12 protein-coding genes, 1 rRNA gene and 3 pseudogenes are annotated in these 18,060 nt (G+C 58.1%); 12 read left to right on the top strand and 4 right to left on the bottom strand.

Annotated features, from left to right (window positions below; all coding sequences use genetic code 11):
• The first annotated feature begins 66 nt into the window (after positions 1–66).
• A complete protein-coding gene (locus tag RYC18_RS18475) occupies positions 67–618 on the top strand; it encodes a hypothetical protein (RefSeq protein WP_005746943.1) in 552 nt (183 codons plus the stop codon).
• 291 nt (positions 619–909) lie between these two features.
• Here RYC18_RS18475 and RYC18_RS18470 read toward each other — a convergent pair whose 3' ends face one another.
• A complete protein-coding gene (locus RYC18_RS18470; protein WP_057404864.1) occupies positions 910–3,354 on the bottom strand; it encodes a PEP-utilizing enzyme in 2,445 nt (814 codons plus the stop codon).
• Positions 3,347–3,829, bottom strand: a complete 483-nt coding sequence (locus RYC18_RS18465) for a cell division protein (RefSeq protein ID WP_316886576.1) — start codon at positions 3,827–3,829, stop codon at positions 3,347–3,349. Before RYC18_RS18465 ends, RYC18_RS18470 begins: the two co-directional genes overlap by 8 nt.
• A 197-nt stretch (positions 3,830–4,026) precedes the next feature.
• Here RYC18_RS18465 and acpP point away from each other — a divergent pair, with 197 nt between their 5' ends.
• The 4 genes and pseudogenes from acpP to RYC18_RS26560 form a co-directional block, all read left to right on the top strand.
• Entirely contained in the window at positions 4,027–4,263 is a 237-nt protein-coding gene (acpP, locus tag RYC18_RS18460) for an acyl carrier protein (protein ID WP_005783282.1), read from the top strand.
• 153 nt (positions 4,264–4,416) lie between these two features.
• Positions 4,417–4,560, top strand: a pseudogene (locus RYC18_RS18455) (mechanosensitive ion channel family protein); the annotation flags it as partial.
• Positions 4,561–4,675: 115 nt separating this feature from the next.
• Positions 4,676–5,782, top strand: a pseudogene (locus RYC18_RS26565) (FIST signal transduction protein); the annotation flags it as partial.
• Positions 5,783–6,337: 555 nt separating this feature from the next.
• Positions 6,338–6,694: pseudogene (locus RYC18_RS26560) on the top strand (methyl-accepting chemotaxis protein); the annotation flags it as partial.
• 58 nt (positions 6,695–6,752) lie between these two features.
• On the opposite strand, the gene RYC18_RS18445 reads toward RYC18_RS26560, so the two are convergent.
• Positions 6,753–8,234, bottom strand: coding sequence for a YdgA family protein (locus tag RYC18_RS18445; RefSeq protein ID WP_005746949.1), 1,482 nt, complete (start codon positions 8,232–8,234; stop codon positions 6,753–6,755).
• Between the two features lie 153 nt (positions 8,235–8,387).
• Here RYC18_RS18445 and RYC18_RS18440 point away from each other — a divergent pair, with 153 nt between their 5' ends.
• The 7 genes from RYC18_RS18440 to RYC18_RS18410 all read left to right on the top strand — a co-directional run bounded on the left by RYC18_RS18440 (position 8,388) and on the right by RYC18_RS18410 (position 17,680).
• Positions 8,388–9,077 (top strand): HAD-IA family hydrolase, encoded by a 690-nt coding sequence (locus RYC18_RS18440; protein ID WP_005746950.1) that lies wholly within the window; start codon positions 8,388–8,390, stop codon positions 9,075–9,077.
• A gap of 20 nt (positions 9,078–9,097) precedes the next feature.
• Entirely contained in the window at positions 9,098–10,105 is a 1,008-nt protein-coding gene (locus RYC18_RS18435) for an aldo/keto reductase (protein ID WP_005746951.1), read from the top strand.
• Positions 10,106–10,423: 318 nt separating this feature from the next.
• Positions 10,424–11,161 (top strand): GntR family transcriptional regulator, encoded by a 738-nt coding sequence (locus tag RYC18_RS18430; protein ID WP_010195575.1) that lies wholly within the window; start codon positions 10,424–10,426, stop codon positions 11,159–11,161.
• A gap of 812 nt (positions 11,162–11,973) precedes the next feature.
• A complete protein-coding gene (locus RYC18_RS18425; protein ID WP_005783277.1) occupies positions 11,974–12,750 on the top strand; it encodes a DUF3050 domain-containing protein in 777 nt (258 codons plus the stop codon).
• Between the two features lie 41 nt (positions 12,751–12,791).
• Positions 12,792–13,739: a diiron oxygenase gene (locus tag RYC18_RS18420; protein ID WP_005783276.1), complete on the top strand. Its 948-nt coding sequence runs from the start codon at positions 12,792–12,794 to the stop codon at positions 13,737–13,739.
• A complete protein-coding gene (locus RYC18_RS18415) occupies positions 13,736–17,170 on the top strand; it encodes a non-ribosomal peptide synthetase (protein ID WP_005783275.1) in 3,435 nt (1,144 codons plus the stop codon). Before RYC18_RS18420 ends, RYC18_RS18415 begins: the two co-directional genes overlap by 4 nt.
• A gap of 33 nt (positions 17,171–17,203) precedes the next feature.
• Positions 17,204–17,680: an SRPBCC family protein gene (locus RYC18_RS18410; RefSeq protein ID WP_316886575.1), complete on the top strand. Its 477-nt coding sequence runs from the start codon at positions 17,204–17,206 to the stop codon at positions 17,678–17,680.
• 113 nt (positions 17,681–17,793) lie between these two features.
• On the opposite strand, the gene rrf is transcribed toward RYC18_RS18410, so the two are convergent.
• Positions 17,794–17,909 (bottom strand): 5S ribosomal RNA (gene rrf, locus RYC18_RS18405).
• Positions 17,910–18,060 lie beyond the last annotated feature (151 nt).

Below are 18,060 nucleotides of genomic sequence, written 5' to 3'. Positions count from 1 at the left end.
TAAACTCAAAAAGCTCTAGAGCTGTAACGAAAGTAGCAACCAGCGTATTGATACCAAGGAAGAAAAATGGGTAAACAATCTCGCAGCAAGCGGGCCTCGCCGGAGCCTATGGTGATTTACCGCAGTCACGTTGCCGCTTTCCGCTCTCGTTATCTGCTGTCCTTTCTGACTCCGATCTTCATGGGCATCTTTTCCCTCGCCATTACCGCAGGCACGGTGGTCGATGCGTACTTTCCAAATGAGCCGGAGAGAACCGGCCAGTCGATGATGCTCATGATGGGCGTATCACTGGTTTTGAGTTTCGGCGGCATCATGATGAGTCGCGGGCATGCCTGTGGGATGTGGATATTGGCGGCCATTCTGGTGAGCTGCTTTTTTGCCGTGTTGCCCACTGCCCCTGCGCACTGGCGGCGTTTCGAGTTGATGCTTTACGTGCTGGGGCTGCTTTTCCCGTTGCTGGGCCTTTTATCGCTCAACAGCGAGCGCGGCCGGGAGCTGCGCATGCAATGGAGGATTATTCGATCCGAACGCAAGGAGACGCGTCAGGAGATGCGGCGGCGCAGGGATCTCGAGGTGCATCGTGAAAGCCTGCGCAAGAGAAAGGCACTGCGCAAGTAGCCCAGGCTCAACGAGGACTTTCTCGCGCCCAACAAAAAACCCGCCGAAGCGGGTTTTTCCAAGACCATCCCGACTCCCTGTCGGCTGCCTCCGAGGCGATGGTCGATCATCCTTGATCCTGGTGAACTCCTGTTCACCACTTGATGGATCCAATCTTACGGAGGACGGACCAGGTCGGAAATGGCCAAACCCCTCCACCGCGTGTAAGCCTTTCGCTATACCTCGGCGAAGCACAACCTTGCATTTCAATGAGCGTGCGGTTCGCTGTGAATAAATCACCTGCTGGCTTTATCACTGGCCCTCGACCAGCAGCAATTCCCCATCCCTATACCGCACCTCCTTCCCCACCCACGCCATATCAACATTCGGCAGCACCGCCGAAGGCTTGCGCAGTTCGCGCAGCAACGTAGACCCGTGGGAAAGACGCCCGCCCATGCGCGCGATCACGGCGCGTGCGTTCTGGTAGTGCGCGTGGCGTCCGGGGTCGAGGGTGTCTTCCAGCAGGATGTCGTCGCCCAGAATGCCTTGAACCTGCCCCGGATAGATCATGAAGCCAGTAGCCTGCTCGGTGCCCTCTCGACCGTCCTGCCAGAAACTGCCTGTGCGGCTGCGAATGTCCGCATGAGGAGCAAACCAGTGTGCCCTGTCGGCGCTGGGCATGGCGTGATGCAGCCGGAAGAACAGGCGCATCAGGTTGTCGCGATACCACTCGCGCACTTGCAGGTAGTAGCCGCGCATGCCCGGCAGGCCTGCGCGGTGAGCGACGCGAATGATACCCGGCCAGGTCGGAAAGGCTTGTAAAGGCAGGTCAGTGGCTGCCGGGCGTGGGGTCGCGGGGTCGGTTTCCCAGGGCAGCCGGTGCGGGCAGTGCTCCAGGTCGTCGTAAGCGGTCGGTGGACGTCCCAGCAGGTCTCCGCCGCTGCTGGCCAGCGAGGTGGCGATGCACAGGTTGCCTTGCACGACGAATACGTAGAAACGGGTGAACCAGTCAGCCAATTGCTGGCCGTCAGCCCCTTGGGCCGTCAAGGCATGCAGCTCTCGGTCGAAACGGTGCAGTTGCTTTTCCAGGGTCAGCAAGTGGTCGCGCGCGATACGCTGCATGCGCAGGAATACCGGTAACGAGCGCAGCAAACGCAGAGGTCGCCAAGGCAGATGCGGTGCTGCGCCGCCGACTTCATCGGCGTAACTGCTGGACGCGACGCCCCAATCAGCCAGACGTGCGAGAAACAGGTCATTGTTGATGTAGGACGCTGCGCCAAACAGTGCGGTGAACGGTTCGTTGTCCTGCAACACGCGTGAATCCCAACGCGCCATGATCGCCGGGATGCTGCCTGCGGCGCGGCGCTGTGCGTACTCGACCAGCCTGCTGGGCTGCGGCGGCAGGATCTCGGCGATATTGGCCGCGGTCAGGTGTCGGCGCCAGCCGTAATCACTGATCGGGCGGTACTGCAACAGCCAAAGCTGGCGGCCATCCCACGCCCACTCGACATCGCCCGGCACGTAATGGAAAACGCGCAGCACGCCTTGCAGGAAGTCCCAGAGCATTTCTTGTGTCAAACCGTGGGATGGTATGAAGCTGCAGCTGCTCCAGGCATCGCCGAGGCGGGAAATGATCGCTCGCTCCGGGCTTGCCTGACCGTCGGCCAGCGACTCCAGATGCCCTTCGACCCACTCCAGCTCGACCGACAGGTGACGCGCAAACGCGATGCCGGAAAGCACCGGCGTGATGAACCGCTGCACCACGACTTCTTCGACGCCAGCGCCGTGCAGTTCTGCGATACGTGCAGGTACGTTTTGGGTGGGCTCGCGAAGGAAAGTGGTGCTCAGGCCAGCGTTGGCCGCATCGGCCTGATCCTCGCCGAAGCTGGACGAGCGCACCGCCCAGATAGCCTCCGGCTGGCTGGCCAGAAACGCGGGCAAGGCCGAGTCATCGCCCTGCACCAACGACAGTGCTGCGGGCACCGGTTGCCCGGCGATGGTTGCCAGACGCAGGCGGCCACCTTTGGTGTGTGCGACGAAGCCGCGCTCGCCCGACTCCAGCCACTGCGCAAACTCGGCCGGCGAGTCAATCCACGGGTAATGACCCCAACCCGGTTTCAGACTGATGCTCAGGTCGGCACGCGCCAGAACGGCCGACCACGCTGCCGCCTGCTCGATACCCAACACCTCGTCCTGATCGCCCCAGACCAGCTCTATCGGGTCTTGCACCCATTCCAGAAGCGGCAGCGCAGTGTCGGCGCGCAACAGGCCCCAATACGGTACAAAGGCGCGGCAGCGGGCGTAACCGGCCCCCATGCGCTGGTAGTGCGCCGCAGGCCAGGCTTGCCTGGAGAACTTGTGAGCAAACAGCCTGGGCTTGTTGGCCAGCAGCCAGTGAATGGTCTTGCGAATGGGCAGCGGCGACATCAGCGCAGGCAAGCGCCGCTGCCACAGAAAAGCTCCCACCGGCGCCAGCAGCACGCTTCTGCAGAAGTGTCCCGGCTGGCGCTGCAAGGCATGCATGACCAGCAAGGCATTGACGCCCACGGCGACGATGGCACTGCCCCTGACCGTCGCTGCCAATAGCGCATCGGCGTAGGCGGCGAGGTCTTCGCACGGAGGCTGAGGATTGTTGCCGAAACCTGGCAGTTCCAGCGGCACGACCTGATGCTGCTGAAAATGCGGCAGCACATCATCCCACCATTCGGCACTGCTGCCGTTGCCCGCCAGCAGGTACAGAAGGGGCAAGTCAGACATCACGGGGCTCCTTCAACGCGCTGGCAGCAGAAGTACGGCGATCATGGCGATACAGCCAAAGCAACGGCGGCAGCAATGCCAGCAGCGCCGCCAGATCAAGCCACACATGCGACCAGACACCCCCGCGCACGGAAATCGCTATGTCCTGAGGTGCCCAAAGCAGCAGGCCTGCAATCAGCCAGCCCCAAGGCATGGCGCTTTTCAGACGATTGCCCAAATGCACAAGCGCCAGCATGTATACGGAATAGGTTTGCAAGGTGGCGCCAAACAGCGCCATCCACCAGACCTGTTGCGCACGCGCAGCGGCAGGAACGGCGTCGGTCCAGAAGGCCTGCTCAAGCGTAGTCAGGTAGCCATCGAGCAAGCCGGAAAAACCTGCCCAGGTGAACACGATACTGCCCAGCACGTGCGCGACTGCGACGGCATACAGCCAGATCACCAGCGTGCGGCGCAGCGTGGTAGAAGGGAGCGGCATTGCAGGTCCTTGGTTCGTCCTTGTGAGGTGGCGAGTGTAGCGATTTCCAGGTGGGCTTAATACGAGCGTGGCTCGGCCTTGCTCAGGTCCAGCAGCGTTGAGCAGTTGTTATTTTTGTCAGTAGACAGCTTTTCCGCTGCGACCTAGTTTATCCATTCAATGAATGGTCAAAAACCGTAGGTAAGGAGATGGTGATCATGGACGATACAATGGAACTTGTGAAACAAGTGCTTCTCGCGCAGTTCAACATAGAAACGGCAGACATAAAACCGACATCTAATATAGCCGAGGATTTCAACGGGAGTAGTTTAGATGCTATCGAATTCATTATGGCTCTAGAAGTAGAATTTGAAATCGATATCCCGGATGAAGAAGTTGAAAAATTTAAAACGGTACAAAACATCGTCGACTATGTCTCAAAAAACATAAAATAGAGACGACCAGACTCGCAGTGCAAAAAAACCGCTTAGCACTCGACGGCAGGCGCAGGTCATCTGCCTCCAGTCAAAACTACCAGTAGCCGGCCCCCTGCTTTTCCCTTCAATGTACGGCTCCGCTCGTCAGGCCATCTGCCGGGCGAGCCCTGCCCCGCGGTCGATGTGCATCTGTCTTCTACGACAGCCGATTCCATCACCCTGTCAGTACGGCCCTATTGCCACAATAATCACTATGATTCGGTGCATCGCCAGACGCTTGCCCTGATCAGAGCGTTGATGCTGAACATGTCCTGAGCGGCACGCATAGGCAAAATTCATCGCCCACCGGCTAACCTGAACCCGTCAGCAGCCGATTAAAAGACCTCGGCCTTTTTTACGGCCTCTGCCTTTTACTCTTACGGATTCAACCATGAGCTTTCTATCTCGTTTTCGGGCCGGCACTTCGCGGACCGGAGGCGTACTCAGTGTCATTACGTCCGCGCGGGAATTGAACGACACGCTGTCGGCGTTAAGTTTTGACCCGGTCTACCTGACAGGCTTCGTTTCACCTCACGTCGACTTCGGTCAGGTTGCCCAGTCTGTCGCGGCACGCTTTCCCAACGCCAAGATCAGCCTGTGCACAACATCCGGCGAACTGTGCTCCAGCAATGATTCGCTGTATTGCGCGGCGGGTAATCAGTGGGACCGGATCGTGCTGGCGCTGTTCGACTCAAGCGTTATCCAGAGTGCCGAGGTGGTGCATATTCCCCTGCACAGCGAAGATATTCGCGGCGCGGGCAAGCGACTGTCCATGCGTGAGCGCATTGCGCGGCTGACCGACTCGATCAAGCGCACTCAGGTCAGCACGCCTATCGACCACAGGGATACGCTGGCCTACGTCACCTTTGACGGGCTTTCGGCATCGGAGTCGTTTTTCATGGAAGCGCTCTACGAGTCAGGGCGTTTCCCATGCCTGTTCGTGGGTGGCTCTGCAGGCGGCAAAAGCGACTTCAAGAAGACGCTGATTCACGACGGTAAACGCAGCTACGAGAACCATGCTCAGGTGGTGTTTCTAAAGAGCGCAAAGAATGTGCGCTTTGGCGTCTTCAAGAGCCAGAACTTCGAGCCAACGCCACTGAGCCTGAGTGTCCTGACCGCCTCGCTGGAAGAGCGCTATATCAGCCAGGTGGTCAATTCCAGAGGCGAGATTGCCACGATGGTTGCAGCGCTGTGTGATGCGCTGAAGTGCGAGCGGCATGAGCTGGAAGGCAAGCTGGCGCAATATTCGTTCGCCATTCGGGTGGGCGAGGAACTGTTCGTACGCTCCATTGCGCGCATCGATTATGAAAGCGAGCGGGTTCATCTGTTCTGCGACGTGGCACCCGGCGAAGAACTGGTGATGGTCAAACGGACGTCGATGATCGACACCACGCGCAAGGACTTCGCGCGCTTTCTACAGGGCAAGTCCGGCAAGCCGTTGCTCGGCCTGTTGAGCGACTGCATTCTGCGTCGTCTGAACAACGGCAGTGAATTGGGCCGCATGAATGATGTGTTCGGCGAGACGCCAGTGGTGGGCTTCTCGACCTTCGGCGAGATTCTGGGTTTGAACCTCAACCAGACCCTCACCGCAGTGTTCTTTTTCAAGGTGCCGGAAGGTCAGCCGTTCCGCGACGATTACATCGATAACTTCATTGCCTATTACGGCGAATTCAAGGCGTTCTTCCTGCGTCGGCAGATCAAGAAGCTGGCCGGTTTGAGCCATGTGGTGGTCAAGCAGATCGACCAGTTCAAGCAGCGTAACTTTGTGCAAACCATTGACCCGAGTGGTCTGGACGAGCAGATCCGCCCAGTGTTCGGCGGCCTGAGCGATTTGGGCGATGTACTGGTCAAGGCTCATCAGGATCAGGAAGAAATCGCCGATCAGTTGCGCCACTACTCAGGCGAGCTGCATGTTTCGATGGATGAACTGTCCCAGACCATCACGCAGCAGGAAACGGTCATCGACAAGGCGGGTAATACCGTCAAGAGCCTGGTCAGCCAGGCCGACGAGGTAGTGCTTGGCTCTCGGGAGCTGGCCAAGTCCAGCCTGCGCATCCAGTCAGTCGTGCAGATGATCCAGCAGATCGCCGGGCAGACCAATCTGTTGGCGCTGAACGCCGCCATCGAGGCAGCGCGGGCCGGCGAAATGGGCCGTGGCTTTGCAGTGGTCGCCGATGAAGTGCGTCAGCTGGCGCAGAAAACCACGCAAAACGCGAATGACATCGGCACGGATATCGAGCGTCTGGCCGAGGAGATTCGCAAGGTTGCGCAGCATATCGAAGAGCAATCCCTGGAAGTCGGCACGCTCACCAGCCTGCTGGCGGAGCTGGAAGGCTCCAGCGACATGACCGCGGGCACCTCGCAACGTACCCGGCAACTGGCGGATACCCTGCGCGGGCTCACTCGATAGCCTCTGCTGTCAGGACGGTACATTGCCCGTCCTGACAGCAGGCCGTGTTGCAGGCAGCTTACTGGTTGCCCAGCACGCCGACCTTGCCCATCACGTTGCTCATGAATTGCTGCACGGTCATTTTCTGGCCATTGAAGTCGACCATCTGGTCGGCATAACGCAGGTCGGAAACGATGTTGTCACCATCGACCTTGGCCAGTTGCATCATCTCGGCCATGGCACTGGCCATGTCGCCAGCGGCCTTGGCCTGCTCGGCGATGACCTTGAGGTCGGTCTGGCCTTCACGAATGGCTTGCTGGGTAGCAAGATCGCGAATCATCGGCTTGGACAGGACAACCTTTGCGTTGACTTCGCCCAGACTTTTCAAGAGCAGCGAATCGGAAGGCTGATCGAGCGGGCCTGGATCGGCCAGGTCCACCGCGATGCGCATGTGGCTTTCGCCGTTGCTGGTCTTGAGCGAGAGTTTTTCCAGTTCGATATGCGGCTTGGCGATCAGCAGCTTTTTCATCTGGGTGTTCATCAGCTCTTGATCAGCCGGGTTCAGCTCAAGACGAAACGGACGTTTCTCCAGCGCGGCCTGCTGCTGTTGAGGCAGGATTTTATCCTGATACAACTGATACAGCGCCTGCGTGGCCACCACATCGAAGTTGGCTATTTTGAAGCCCATGTGCGCTGAGCCAACGTCCTTGCCTGCGTAGGAAATCATGCCGGCATCGTAGTTGATCTGGGCAGCCAGGTTACCGGCATCTTCCTGCGCCAGGTTGGTGTTGGTGAAGTCCTTGATCTGCACCGGCGGCTTGCCCACCACCTGAAAACCCGCACTCTGGATTTTCATGTTGGTGTGGCCCAGATAGAAACCGGACTGGCCTTTGGTGCCGCCCGTGTCAAAGGTCATGCCTTTGACGTCGATGCTGACCGGGCCGTCAGGCGACGCGACGTTGAGCTGCAGGTTTTCCATGTTGCCGGCCAGGCTGAATTTTTCGGCGTCGGCGGACGACTCTGCATTCAGGTCGAGCCCGGAAAACCTGAACGTACCGTCTACGTCGGTCATTTCCAGCGGGGCCATCTGCAGCGTGCCTTTGGTGGCGCGGTCATAGCCGATGCTGGCTTGCCCCTTGAGCGGTGGAACGTCCTTGCTCATGGCGAACCACTTTTCGGCGCTGGGGCTTTTCTCCATCTGGAAATTGCTCAGGGCCATGACGGGCAGCAGGTTCAGGGTCTTGAGGCGCGACAACGGAATGGGCCCGTGCTCGATCTGGTCGACAAACAGGAACTGGCCGCCCTGGGTGCTATCGGACAGGTTCTGGATGTCCACGCGATAGTGCGCCGTGCTGCTGAAGAAGTGCTTTTCCAGCGAGAGCATTTCCAGTTTGACGCTGGTGTCGGTGCCCTTGAACGACTTCGCGAGTTCCTGGTTGGCCTTGCTGATGGAGTCGGTCAGCGCGCCTTCCAGTTGATTGCCCGTGTACCAGGCGCCCGCCGTAACCAGTGCGCCCGCTACGACGATGACGCCAATCGCTATACCTGCTGATTTATTCATAGTGACGTGAAGATATCCGTTCTGATGATGGGAAAGTCGTACCGGGACTGGCAGCACAGTTGAAAACCGCGAAAGATTATCAGAAACACAGGGTAGCCACGGTATTCACGGAAACGTTAGGCTGAAACGAATTTGAGAACGGGATGTGATCACATGAGCGAGCAACACACCGAACGAGGCCCGATCAAGGCCGTCATTTTTGACATGGATGGCCTGTTGCTGGACACCGAGGGGGTTTATACCGAAGTCACCCACTTGATCGCCAGCCGCCACGGGCGCACCTTCGACTGGTCCATCAAACAGCACACCATCGGCCGCGGTGCCCGGGATTTCTCGGATTACGTGATCAAGGCGCTTGAATTGCCGATGTCGATCGACGAGTTTCTCGAAACCCGTGAACCGATGCTCGAAGAGCGTTTTCCCAAAGCGCCGGCAATGCCCGGAGCCGAGGCGCTGGTCAGGCATCTGGCAGCGCACAATATTCCCATCGCCGTAGGCACCAGCTCGTCGGTACATTACTTCGAGGCCAAGACAACGCTGCACCGCGCGTGGTTTGAGCTGTTCGATACCGTCGTGACCGCAGACGACCCGGAAGTCGGCGCTGCCAAACCGGCCCCGGACATCTTTCTCGTCGCCGCCCGCCGCCTTGGCGTCTCGCCGAGTGATTGCCTGGTCTTCGAAGACTCGCCGTTCGGCGTGACGGCCGCCAAGGCTGCGGGCATGTACGCTGTTGCCGTACCGGACTCGCACATGCCGGTCGAGCAATACGAGCATGCAGACCTGCTGCTTGCCTCGCTGGCCGACTTCCCGCTCAAGGCGTGGGGGCTGCCTGAACTCGTCTGAATGACATGGAGATGTTGAGCATGAATTATCGAATCCTCGGCCAGTCCGGCCTCAAGGTTTCCACCCTGACACTCGGCTCGATGATGTTCGGCGAGCAGACCGGTGCCGAAGAGTCCCTGCGCATCATCGACAAGGCCAGGGATCAGGGCATCAATTTCATCGACACGGCGGATGTCTACAACGGTGGGCGCTCGGAAGAAATCGTCGGCCGGGCCATCGCCGCCCAGCGCAGCGACTGGGTGCTGGCCACCAAGGTCGCCATCGGGCCAGCCGACGGCGTGCCCAATCGCGCCGGTCTGAACCGCAAGCACCTCTTCAATGCCATCGAGAACAGCCTGCGGCGTCTGGACACCGACTATGTGGATATCTATTACCTGCACAAGGAGGATCAGGACACACCACTTGAAGTGACCGTCTCGGCCATTGGCGATCTGATCCGTCAGGGCAAGATCCGCTACTGGGGTGTGTCGAACTTTCGCGGCTGGCGAATCGCTGAAATCGTCAACGTCGCGCAGCGCCTGGGCGTAGACAAGCCGGTCATCAGCCAGCCGCTGTACAACATCGTCAACCGTCAGGCCGAAGTCGAGCAGATCACCGCAGCGGCGTATCACGGCTTGGGTGTGGTGCCTTTCAGCCCGCTCGCACGCGGGGTACTCAGCGGTAAATACGCCCCGGACATCGCCCCCGACAGCGAAAGCCGGGCCGGGCGTCAGGACAAGCGGCTGCTGGAAACCGAATGGCGCGTGGAATCGCTGCGTATTGCGCAGCGAATTCAAGAGTACGTGCAGGACAAGGGTGTAGGTATTGTCGAGTTCGCCATTGCCTGGGTGCTCAACAACCGGGCCGTGACATCGGCAATCGTTGGCCCAAGGACCGAACAGCAGTGGGACGGTTACACCAAGGCACTAACGGTTGATATTACCGCCGAGGACGAGGCATTTATCGATTCGCTGGTAACACCTGGGCATGCGTCGACGCCTGGTTTCAATGACGTTCAGCACTTTGTGTCTGGCCGCCTGACTCGCTGAGGCAGTACCGCCTGCGGCCTTATGCCGCGAACGCCATTCTAGTGCGCTCTGAAACGCCCGTTTCAGAGCGTTATGTCATGAAAGCATAACGTGAAATTCCTGTTATCTACGAATGCCCGTTCGGTACACAGAGCGAATGAGCGCTAAGATAGGCGCGTACTCATTGAGGCTCGCAGAGCTGAACCGCAACCCGGCGCTTGCAGCAAAACATGATGATGCTTCTATTTTCGCGACTTACTGGCAAGTCTTGGCTAGTCTGTCGGCAATCCAGCGATTAATTGGACTTTATCCAGCCAAGGTTGATGAAGAAGTAGACCGATGCGCAAATCAGATAGAGAAGCCTTTCTAAGCTCCGTACTGGGCAACGAGCAGCCTCCGGCGCACCTTGCCAGAACCGTGATTGAAGAAAAGCTGCGAAATGCCATTATCGATGGCAGTCTTCCCAGTGGCACGGCTCTGCGCCAACAGGAGCTGGCCACACTGTTTGGCGTCAGCCGCATGCCTGTGCGCGAAGCACTGCGCCAGCTCGAGGCACAGTCGCTGCTGCGGGTCGAAACGCACAAGGGCGCAGTAGTCGCACCGTTGATTACCGAAGACGCAGTGGACGCTTATGCCTTGCGGATCCTCCTGGAGTCCGAGGCGTTGCGCTTGTCCATCCCGTTGCTGGACGCGGACGATCTGGCAGCGGCTGCAGGCTATATCGAGCAGCTTGAAGTCGAGACGGACTTTGGCCAGATCGGCAGGCTCAACCGGATGTTCCACTTGTCGTTGTATGCCAAGACTCACAACAAGCGCCTGATGCGTCTGGTTGAAGAAGGCCTGAACGAAGAAGAGCGCTTCTTGCGTTTCAATCTTTCCGCCATGGGGCTGGGCAAGCTTTCTCAGGATGACCATTGGCAGCTGCTGCGGCTCGCCGAACAGAAAGCAGTCGAGCCGTGTGTCGAAGCGCTGCAGTATCACCTAAACCGGGGTGTGCAGGCCGTCACCCAGTACCTGAACAGCAATAAGGCCATCAACGCCAAGCCAGCCCGTACAGCAAAGAAAACCCCCGCCTGAATCATTGAGACGGCTTATCCACAAGGCGATGACATGGCGCCTGCGGATTAGCCGCTCGCACTTCCCCCGTGCTTTCCCAACCTATCTTCAACACCGGTCAGGCCTGACGCCTGGCCTGGCGTTTTTATAGCTATTTTCCTGATCTGCCGGGTGGCCCGACACAGGAATCAGGCAAACTCGACCGTAGCGCAGAGGAAACCAGCCTGAGGAGGTTCCTTGGCTACGGCTGAACTGTCCACGCGGGACCGGAGCAGTTCTGTGTTCATTTGAACCCAATGGACAAGGAGTTGTTAAACGGGGCAAACGACATTGGAAGTCATTTCCAACATCGCCCATTAAAAACCCAACCACCTGATTATTCAGCATAACGGCAACGCTGAGTGAGGCATTCACTCATTATTGATAATTCTGACTCAATCAGTCGGAAGGGTTGCCTGCGTCCCTATAAAACATATTCCACGTGTTTTATATGGCAACTTACGCACCGTAAAAGCAACAACTTAAATATTATTAAAAAAGAATTGCGCACTGCATTAAATTTGTTTTAAGTTTTCTTCGCCGTCAGCGTAATTGACGGCACCCGGACTCAAAGCCGCAAATCATAAGGGCTTCAGCCCGGCTGATTGAACTTGTGCAAGCGTTTTAATGGACATAACCGACGTGCAGTTGCGGCAAATTATTGCCTCTGCCTTCAGGCCTTTGTTCGCCTTGCACTCAGGTCTTTCATTCTATTTATCCGGCACGGGCAACACGTTAAAACTTCGAATAACTGTACTGCCACCTACCGCTACCATGACCACAGGGACATCACCATGCATTGTGAGAAAACGCTGCTCGACCAAAAGAAAGTTGAACTTAGCCGTCACCCGATCTTTGCCGAAATCACGACGCTGGGCGTATTGCGACGCTTTATGGAAACCCATGTATTCGCCGTCTGGGATTTCATGTCTCTGACCAAGCGTCTGCAACAGGAACTGACCTGCACGCAACTGCCGTGGCTGCCACCGACCGATGCCTGCGCCGCCCGCCTGATCAACGAGATCGTGCTGGGAGAAGAGTCCGATGACCGATTGGATGCAGGTCATTACAGCCATTTCGAGCTGTACCTGGACGCCATGCGCGAGATTGGCGCGAGCACGTTACAGATCGAGCGTTTCATCCAGCTGCAGCAGCAGGGCCTGCATTACACAACGGCCCTGCAACGGGTCAACGCAGGCCAGGCCGCATCGGCATTCGTGACGCACACCCTCGACACCGCCCTTCATGCCCCCGCACACAGCGTTGCTGCGGCGTTTCTGCACGGGCGCGAAAGCGTCATCCCACAGATGTTCCAGAGCATCCTCGACGACTGGGGCATCACCGTCGAACAGGCACCCACCTTCCGTTACTACCTGGAGCGCCACATCGAAGTGGACTCCGAGGACCACGGCCCGGCAGCGGAGCAGTTGCTGGCCCGCCTGATTGCTGGCGACGCGCAGCGTGAACGAGAGGTGTATCAGGCGGCTATCGCAGCGGTGGAAAGCAGGGTCCGGCTATGGGACACGCTGCGCATGAGCATGCGCGCGCCATTGATGCAGGCCAGTGCGTAAGAGCCGCTCGCAACCCCTGAAGCCTTTACAAGGAAGACATCATGAAAGCAGAAGACTACACGTCGTTCATCGATGCGTGGGAAGGCCGCGCCGCCATCCGTACCCGTCCACGCAGAATGGTCGAGAACGATGAAAAACTGATCTACCCCCTCAGCCGTCAGCCGCTGGTGCTCAGTGACACGTTCACCCGCGAGTGCGCGCATTTACGCGATTACGCACTGGTGCAGAGCCTCTATAAGTTCATCAACGATGTGGTGATCTTTGAAACCGAGATCGTCGACAAGACCGCACGCAGTATTGCCAAGGACAACTTCACGATTCGCTTCCCGTTTGCCTGCCGCTACGACGCGATGACGGTGGTGGTCGACGAGGACTATCACGCGCTGGTGGCGATGGATTTCATGCAGCAGACCATCGCGCTGACGGGCATCGAGCCTATCCAGCTGCCTGCCGAAATCGAACTCAGCCGGGCCATACCCGCCGCGCTGGCTCTGGCCCCGGAGCATCTGCGCAGTGCAGTTGAGCTGATCTGCGTGGCTATCGCGGAAAACACCGTGACCAATGACGTAGCGGCCTTCGCCAAGGACGACTCGGTCAAGCAATCGATCAAGGGACTGATGGCTGACCATCTGCTGGACGAGGGACGTCATTCGGGATTCTGGGCGCGGCTGGTACGAATCTACTGGCACACCGCAGATGAGCAGGATCGGGAATCCATCGCGCGCATCCTGCCGGTGTTTATCGCTCAGTATTTGACCAATGACATACAGAACGGCTTCGATTTCACCCTGATCGAGCACTTGCAGGTGCCGGACACCATCAAGCAGGCGCTCAAGGATGAAACCAGGGCCGTGAGTTTCCCAGTCAACCGCCACCACCCACTGGTCGCCAATATCATGCGCTTCTTCAAGAGCAGCTCGATGCTGGACGATCCCTGTGTACAGCGTGCGCTGGCGGACTACCTGCCGGCTCGGGGGACGCTGCAATGAAGCGCCTGGAGATTGTGCTCATAGGTCACAGCCTGACCCTGAGCGATCTGAATGCCGAGCTGCTGGACCACGGGCATGGCGTGCGGCACCTGTCTGACCAGCAGGCACTGTATGCGTTGACGGTGCCTGATGGTTGCGTCCTGATCGAGGACGGCAGTCTGGACCTTCGCGGGGTACGAGGCCACGGCACTCACCTGGGCCTGCGGGTCGGCTTCAGCGCGGCGCTCGCGCACGGTCTGCCTCGCCTGGAGCTGCTCTGCTGGCATGGGCCGGCCAATGCTCGACGCCTGATAGCTCATGAGTGGCTGCCGGCCGAGGAGTCAGGCAACGGCCGCGTACTGCGTGATGTGGCTGTAGCAGGCATGGTGGGGATGGTGGCATTGCAGGTCAGCCGACTGTCCAGGGACGATGATTATTTCAACAGTCTGCCTACTGCAACACCCGCTCAGAGTGACCGGCAGGATGGTTTGCAGGCGATTGATCATTTGCTCTTCGAGCATCGTCTGAATCAGACAGAACAATCCCACCTGCTGAAGCGGGCTGAAACCTCGATCACCGAGCGGCTGGAACAGGCGCTGCTGATGTTTGCCGAACGTCCGGCACTGTCCGTTCGCAATCAGACGCTCAGCTATCGAGAACTGCATGCGCACAGCATCGCGATTCAGCGCCTGTTGCTGCCTTTGCTGGCGTCTGCGAAAGCCGACACGCCTCCGGTGATCGGCATCTGCCTGCCCAAGTCACCCGAGTTGTATGCGGGCATTCTGGCGATTCTGGGCTGCGGTGCGGTTTATCTGCCGCTTGATCCCGGCCAGCCTTTGCAGCGTCAGCAGTACATTCTGGAAAACTCGGGAGCAATGCTGTTGCTTCACGATGGCACGCACCCACTGGCCGCTGCGGAGTTTCCGGCACTGGATGTTGCTGCGGTGCCTATGGGGAATGCCGTTTCAGCCCGCATGCGCGTTCATGCCGCGCAGAACGCGCCCTGCATGGCGCTGTACACGTCAGGCACCACCGGGCAGCCCAAAGGCGTACTGCTCAGCCAGCACAACCTCAGCCATTTCACTGCCTGGTACGCCGAGTATGTCAGCCTGCGCGAGCAGAGCCGGGTGCTGCAGTTTTCTACGTTGAGCTTTGATTCGTCGATCATCGACATTTTTCCCACCTGGCTCAGTGGTGCCGAACTGGTGGTGCCTGATGAAGACCAGCGGCGTGATCCATTGCAACTGGTCAGCGTGCTGCAACAAGGCATCACTCACGCGTTTCTGCCACCGGCACTGTTGAGCATTCTGCCGCTGGATCAGCCTCTCGGACTGGAGCATGTCATGACCGGGGGTGATGTCTGTGAGCCGCATGTGATTGCACAGCTCACCAGGCAGTGTCATTTCCACAACCTGTATGGCCCCACCGAAGCCACCGTGTTAATCACGGCCTGTGAGTTCGCGCCGTCCAGCAGCAATCGGTGTCTGGGACGACCGATTGCCAACAGCCAGGTATGGATTCTCGACGAGCAATTGCAGCCCGTAGCGGAGCAAACGCAGGGTGAGCTGTATATCGTCGGTCCTGGTGTTTGCCTGGGCTACGTAAACAATCCCCAGCTTACCGCCGAGCGCTATGTGTGGTTGACCAGGCCGGACGGGCAGCAACTGCGGGCCTATCGCACTGGCGATATCGCCAAGTGGACGGCTGAAGGCATCGTGCTGAGCGGACGCCGCGATAATCAGGTGAAGATTCGCGGCTTTCGGGTCGAGCCGGAAGAGATCGAGCATTGTCTGCGCGACAGCGGGCTGTATCGACAAGTGGCTGTGGTGATCGACGAGCAGCGACGCATTCTGGCGTTTCTCGCTCAACCGTATGTGGAGCATGACGAACAAGCGTTGAGAGCGCATGTGCAACGTCTGCTGCCTGACTACATGCATCCTGCTGTGTACACGACGCTGCCCAGTCTGCCGTTTGCCAGCAACGGCAAAGTCGATCGCAAAGCACTTCTGGAAATACCGCTGAGCTTCAGCGGGCAACGCACTGGTCGTCTGCCGCAGACCGAGCAGGAGCAAGCGCTACTGGCGTTATGGGCCGAACTGCTGGAACTGCCGTCAGAAGATATCTCTACGGACGAAAGCTTTTTCAATCTGGGCGGTCATTCGATTCTGCTGTCACGTCTGTTGCTGGGGGTTCGTGAGCGGTTTGGGCGCAGCATTCCAATCAACCGTTTTATAGAAGCACCTACCGTCCTGACACTGGCCAGCCTGATCGACAGCGATGGTGCTTCGGCTTACACCATCAGTGCGCAGGCACTGTTGGATGCCGATGCGAATAACCCGCTGGCGACTTTGCCCATCAGCCAGTTGGGTGATGTTCACAAGGTAATTGTCACCGGTGCCAACGGTTTTCTCGGTGTGCATATCGTTGAAGCGCTGTTGAACTGGGGGGCGACAGAGATCGCCTGCCTGGTTCGTGAAGCTGCGGGGCAAAGCGCACAACAGCGTTTCGAGCATTCACTGCGGGAAAACCGTCTGGATCATCTGGACCTGAGTCGCGTGAAGGTCTACGCCGCTGACGTGACCAGGCCCAGGCTGGGTCTCAGTGAAGCGGTATATGAACGACTGGATAGCGAGTTCGGTGCGCTGGTGCATAACGCTGCCAATGTGAACCATGTTCAGGACTATGAAACCCTCGTCAAAGACAATGTTGCGCCGGTCTTTGAATGCCTGAAGCTGTGTGAGGGGCGCAGCAAAAAGATCTTCAACTTCGTCTCGACCCTTTCCGCCTGTAGTGCAGTCGATGCTGCCGGCAATGTGCTTGAACAGCCCGCTGCCGCTACCCCGCCGATCTACATCAAGAACGGTTACAACCTGTCCAAATGGGTAGCTGAGCGTGTTCTGCAGCGCGCGCGCGAGCAAGGTGCCTGGGTGAACATCTATCGGCCCGGCAACATAGCGTTCAACAGCGTCACCGGCGTATGCCAGCCGCAAAAAAACCGCCTGATGCTAATGCTCAAAGGCTCGCTGCAACTGGGTCAGGTTCCGGCGTTCGCTATCAACTTCGACCTGATGCCGGTGGACTTCCTGGCACGCTTCATCGGCTTCCATGCCAGTCGCTATCAACCGGAACACGCTGTGTTCAACCTGCATAACCCCGAGCCCTTGAGCTGGAATAACTATGTGGAAGCCTTCCGCGGGGCAGGCCGTCAGTTCGAGTTGGTCAGCGTTGAGCAATGGCAGGCCCAACTCAGCCGTGTCGACAGCCAGAACGCTTTATTTGGCGTGCTGGGTTTCTATCTCGACGGGTTTGAAGAAGACATCGGCGACATCTCGATGATCGAGTACCGCAACACCCTCAGCGGTATTCACCGTATGGGCGGGCATTACCCGCAGAAAACCCCTGAGCTGCTGCGCAAGGGCTGCGATTACCTGAAAGAAATCGGCTTCATCTGAATTGATACCCCACTGACGTAAATGGAGAAACACATGAGCACACTTCACAGTAATCTGAAGCCCGACACCCTTATCCAGAACCCGGTGTCGTGCCGAGTGGCTTCAGCCGTGGAAGTACCCGGTAATGCAGCCAGCGTATGGGCTGTGGTCGGGAATTTTGGTGGTTTCCAAGCCTTCATACCCGCGCTGGACAGTATTGAGGTCACAGGGGAAGGTAAGGGCTCGGTTCGAAGGAAACTGTTCAAGGACGGCAACGTGGCCATCGAACAACTGAACTCCCGGGATGATCAGGCGCTGTACATGACCTGGTCACTGATCCACACCAGTTTACCGGTGAGTAACCTATGGGCGGCAATGACTGTTGAAGCTACCGGGGAAGGTGCGTGTGTGGCCCGTTGGACGATCGTTGCCGACCCTGCTCAGGGAGGTCCTGAAGGGGATGCATTTGAAGCGTTTCTTCAGGGGTTTGCTGACGGCGCGATGAGTAACGTACGCAGCCTTTTTGGCTGATTCACGCACCATCAATGAAGCCCGCTCAGCGCGAAAGCCTGCGCGGGTTTTTTTCGGGCTCCATAACGACAAAACCCCTCATCGCAAGAGCGATGAGGGGTTTCGGAATTCAATCTTGACGATGACCTACTCTCACATGGGGAAACCCCACACTACCATCGGCGATACATCGTTTCACTGCTGAGTTCGGGATGGGATCAGGTGGTTCCAATGCTCTATGGTCGTCAAGAAATTCTGTTGCCGATCCGTTAACAGGTAACGTCTCAGCGAATTTTGATGCTTCTACTTAAACAAAAACCCTCAACGCGTAAGCGATGAGGGTTTCTGGAATTTAATCTTGACGATGACCTACTCTCACATGGGGAAACCCCACACTACCA

The sequence above is a fragment of the Pseudomonas syringae group sp. 247E2 genome (assembly GCF_032587795.1).
GTDB lineage: Bacteria > Pseudomonadota > Gammaproteobacteria > Pseudomonadales > Pseudomonadaceae > Aquipseudomonas > Aquipseudomonas amygdali.
The sequence above is the reverse complement of the archived record's forward strand: the minus strand, read 5'-3'. Positions and strand labels throughout refer to the sequence as shown.

Bases quoted from the DNA above. Each gene is read 5' to 3' on its own strand.
- RYC18_RS18475 (WP_005746943.1), top strand. From the start codon at position 67: ATGGGTAAACAATCTCGCAGCAAGCGGGCCTCGCCGGAGCCTATGGTG.
- RYC18_RS18470 (WP_057404864.1), bottom strand. From the start codon at position 3,354: ATGTCTGACTTGCCCCTTCTGTACCTGCTGGCGGGCAACGGCAGCAGT.
- RYC18_RS18465 (WP_316886576.1), bottom strand. From the start codon at position 3,829: ATGCCGCTCCCTTCTACCACGCTGCGCCGCACGCTGGTGATCTGGCTG.
- acpP (WP_005783282.1), top strand. From the start codon at position 4,027: ATGGACGATACAATGGAACTTGTGAAACAAGTGCTTCTCGCGCAGTTC.
- RYC18_RS18445 (WP_005746949.1), bottom strand. From the start codon at position 8,234: ATGAATAAATCAGCAGGTATAGCGATTGGCGTCATCGTCGTAGCGGGC.
- RYC18_RS18440 (WP_005746950.1), top strand. From the start codon at position 8,388: ATGAGCGAGCAACACACCGAACGAGGCCCGATCAAGGCCGTCATTTTT.
- RYC18_RS18435 (WP_005746951.1), top strand. From the start codon at position 9,098: ATGAATTATCGAATCCTCGGCCAGTCCGGCCTCAAGGTTTCCACCCTG.
- RYC18_RS18430 (WP_010195575.1), top strand. From the start codon at position 10,424: ATGCGCAAATCAGATAGAGAAGCCTTTCTAAGCTCCGTACTGGGCAAC.
- RYC18_RS18425 (WP_005783277.1), top strand. From the start codon at position 11,974: ATGCATTGTGAGAAAACGCTGCTCGACCAAAAGAAAGTTGAACTTAGC.
- RYC18_RS18420 (WP_005783276.1), top strand. From the start codon at position 12,792: ATGAAAGCAGAAGACTACACGTCGTTCATCGATGCGTGGGAAGGCCGC.
- RYC18_RS18415 (WP_005783275.1), top strand. From the start codon at position 13,736: ATGAAGCGCCTGGAGATTGTGCTCATAGGTCACAGCCTGACCCTGAGC.
- RYC18_RS18410 (WP_316886575.1), top strand. From the start codon at position 17,204: ATGAGCACACTTCACAGTAATCTGAAGCCCGACACCCTTATCCAGAAC.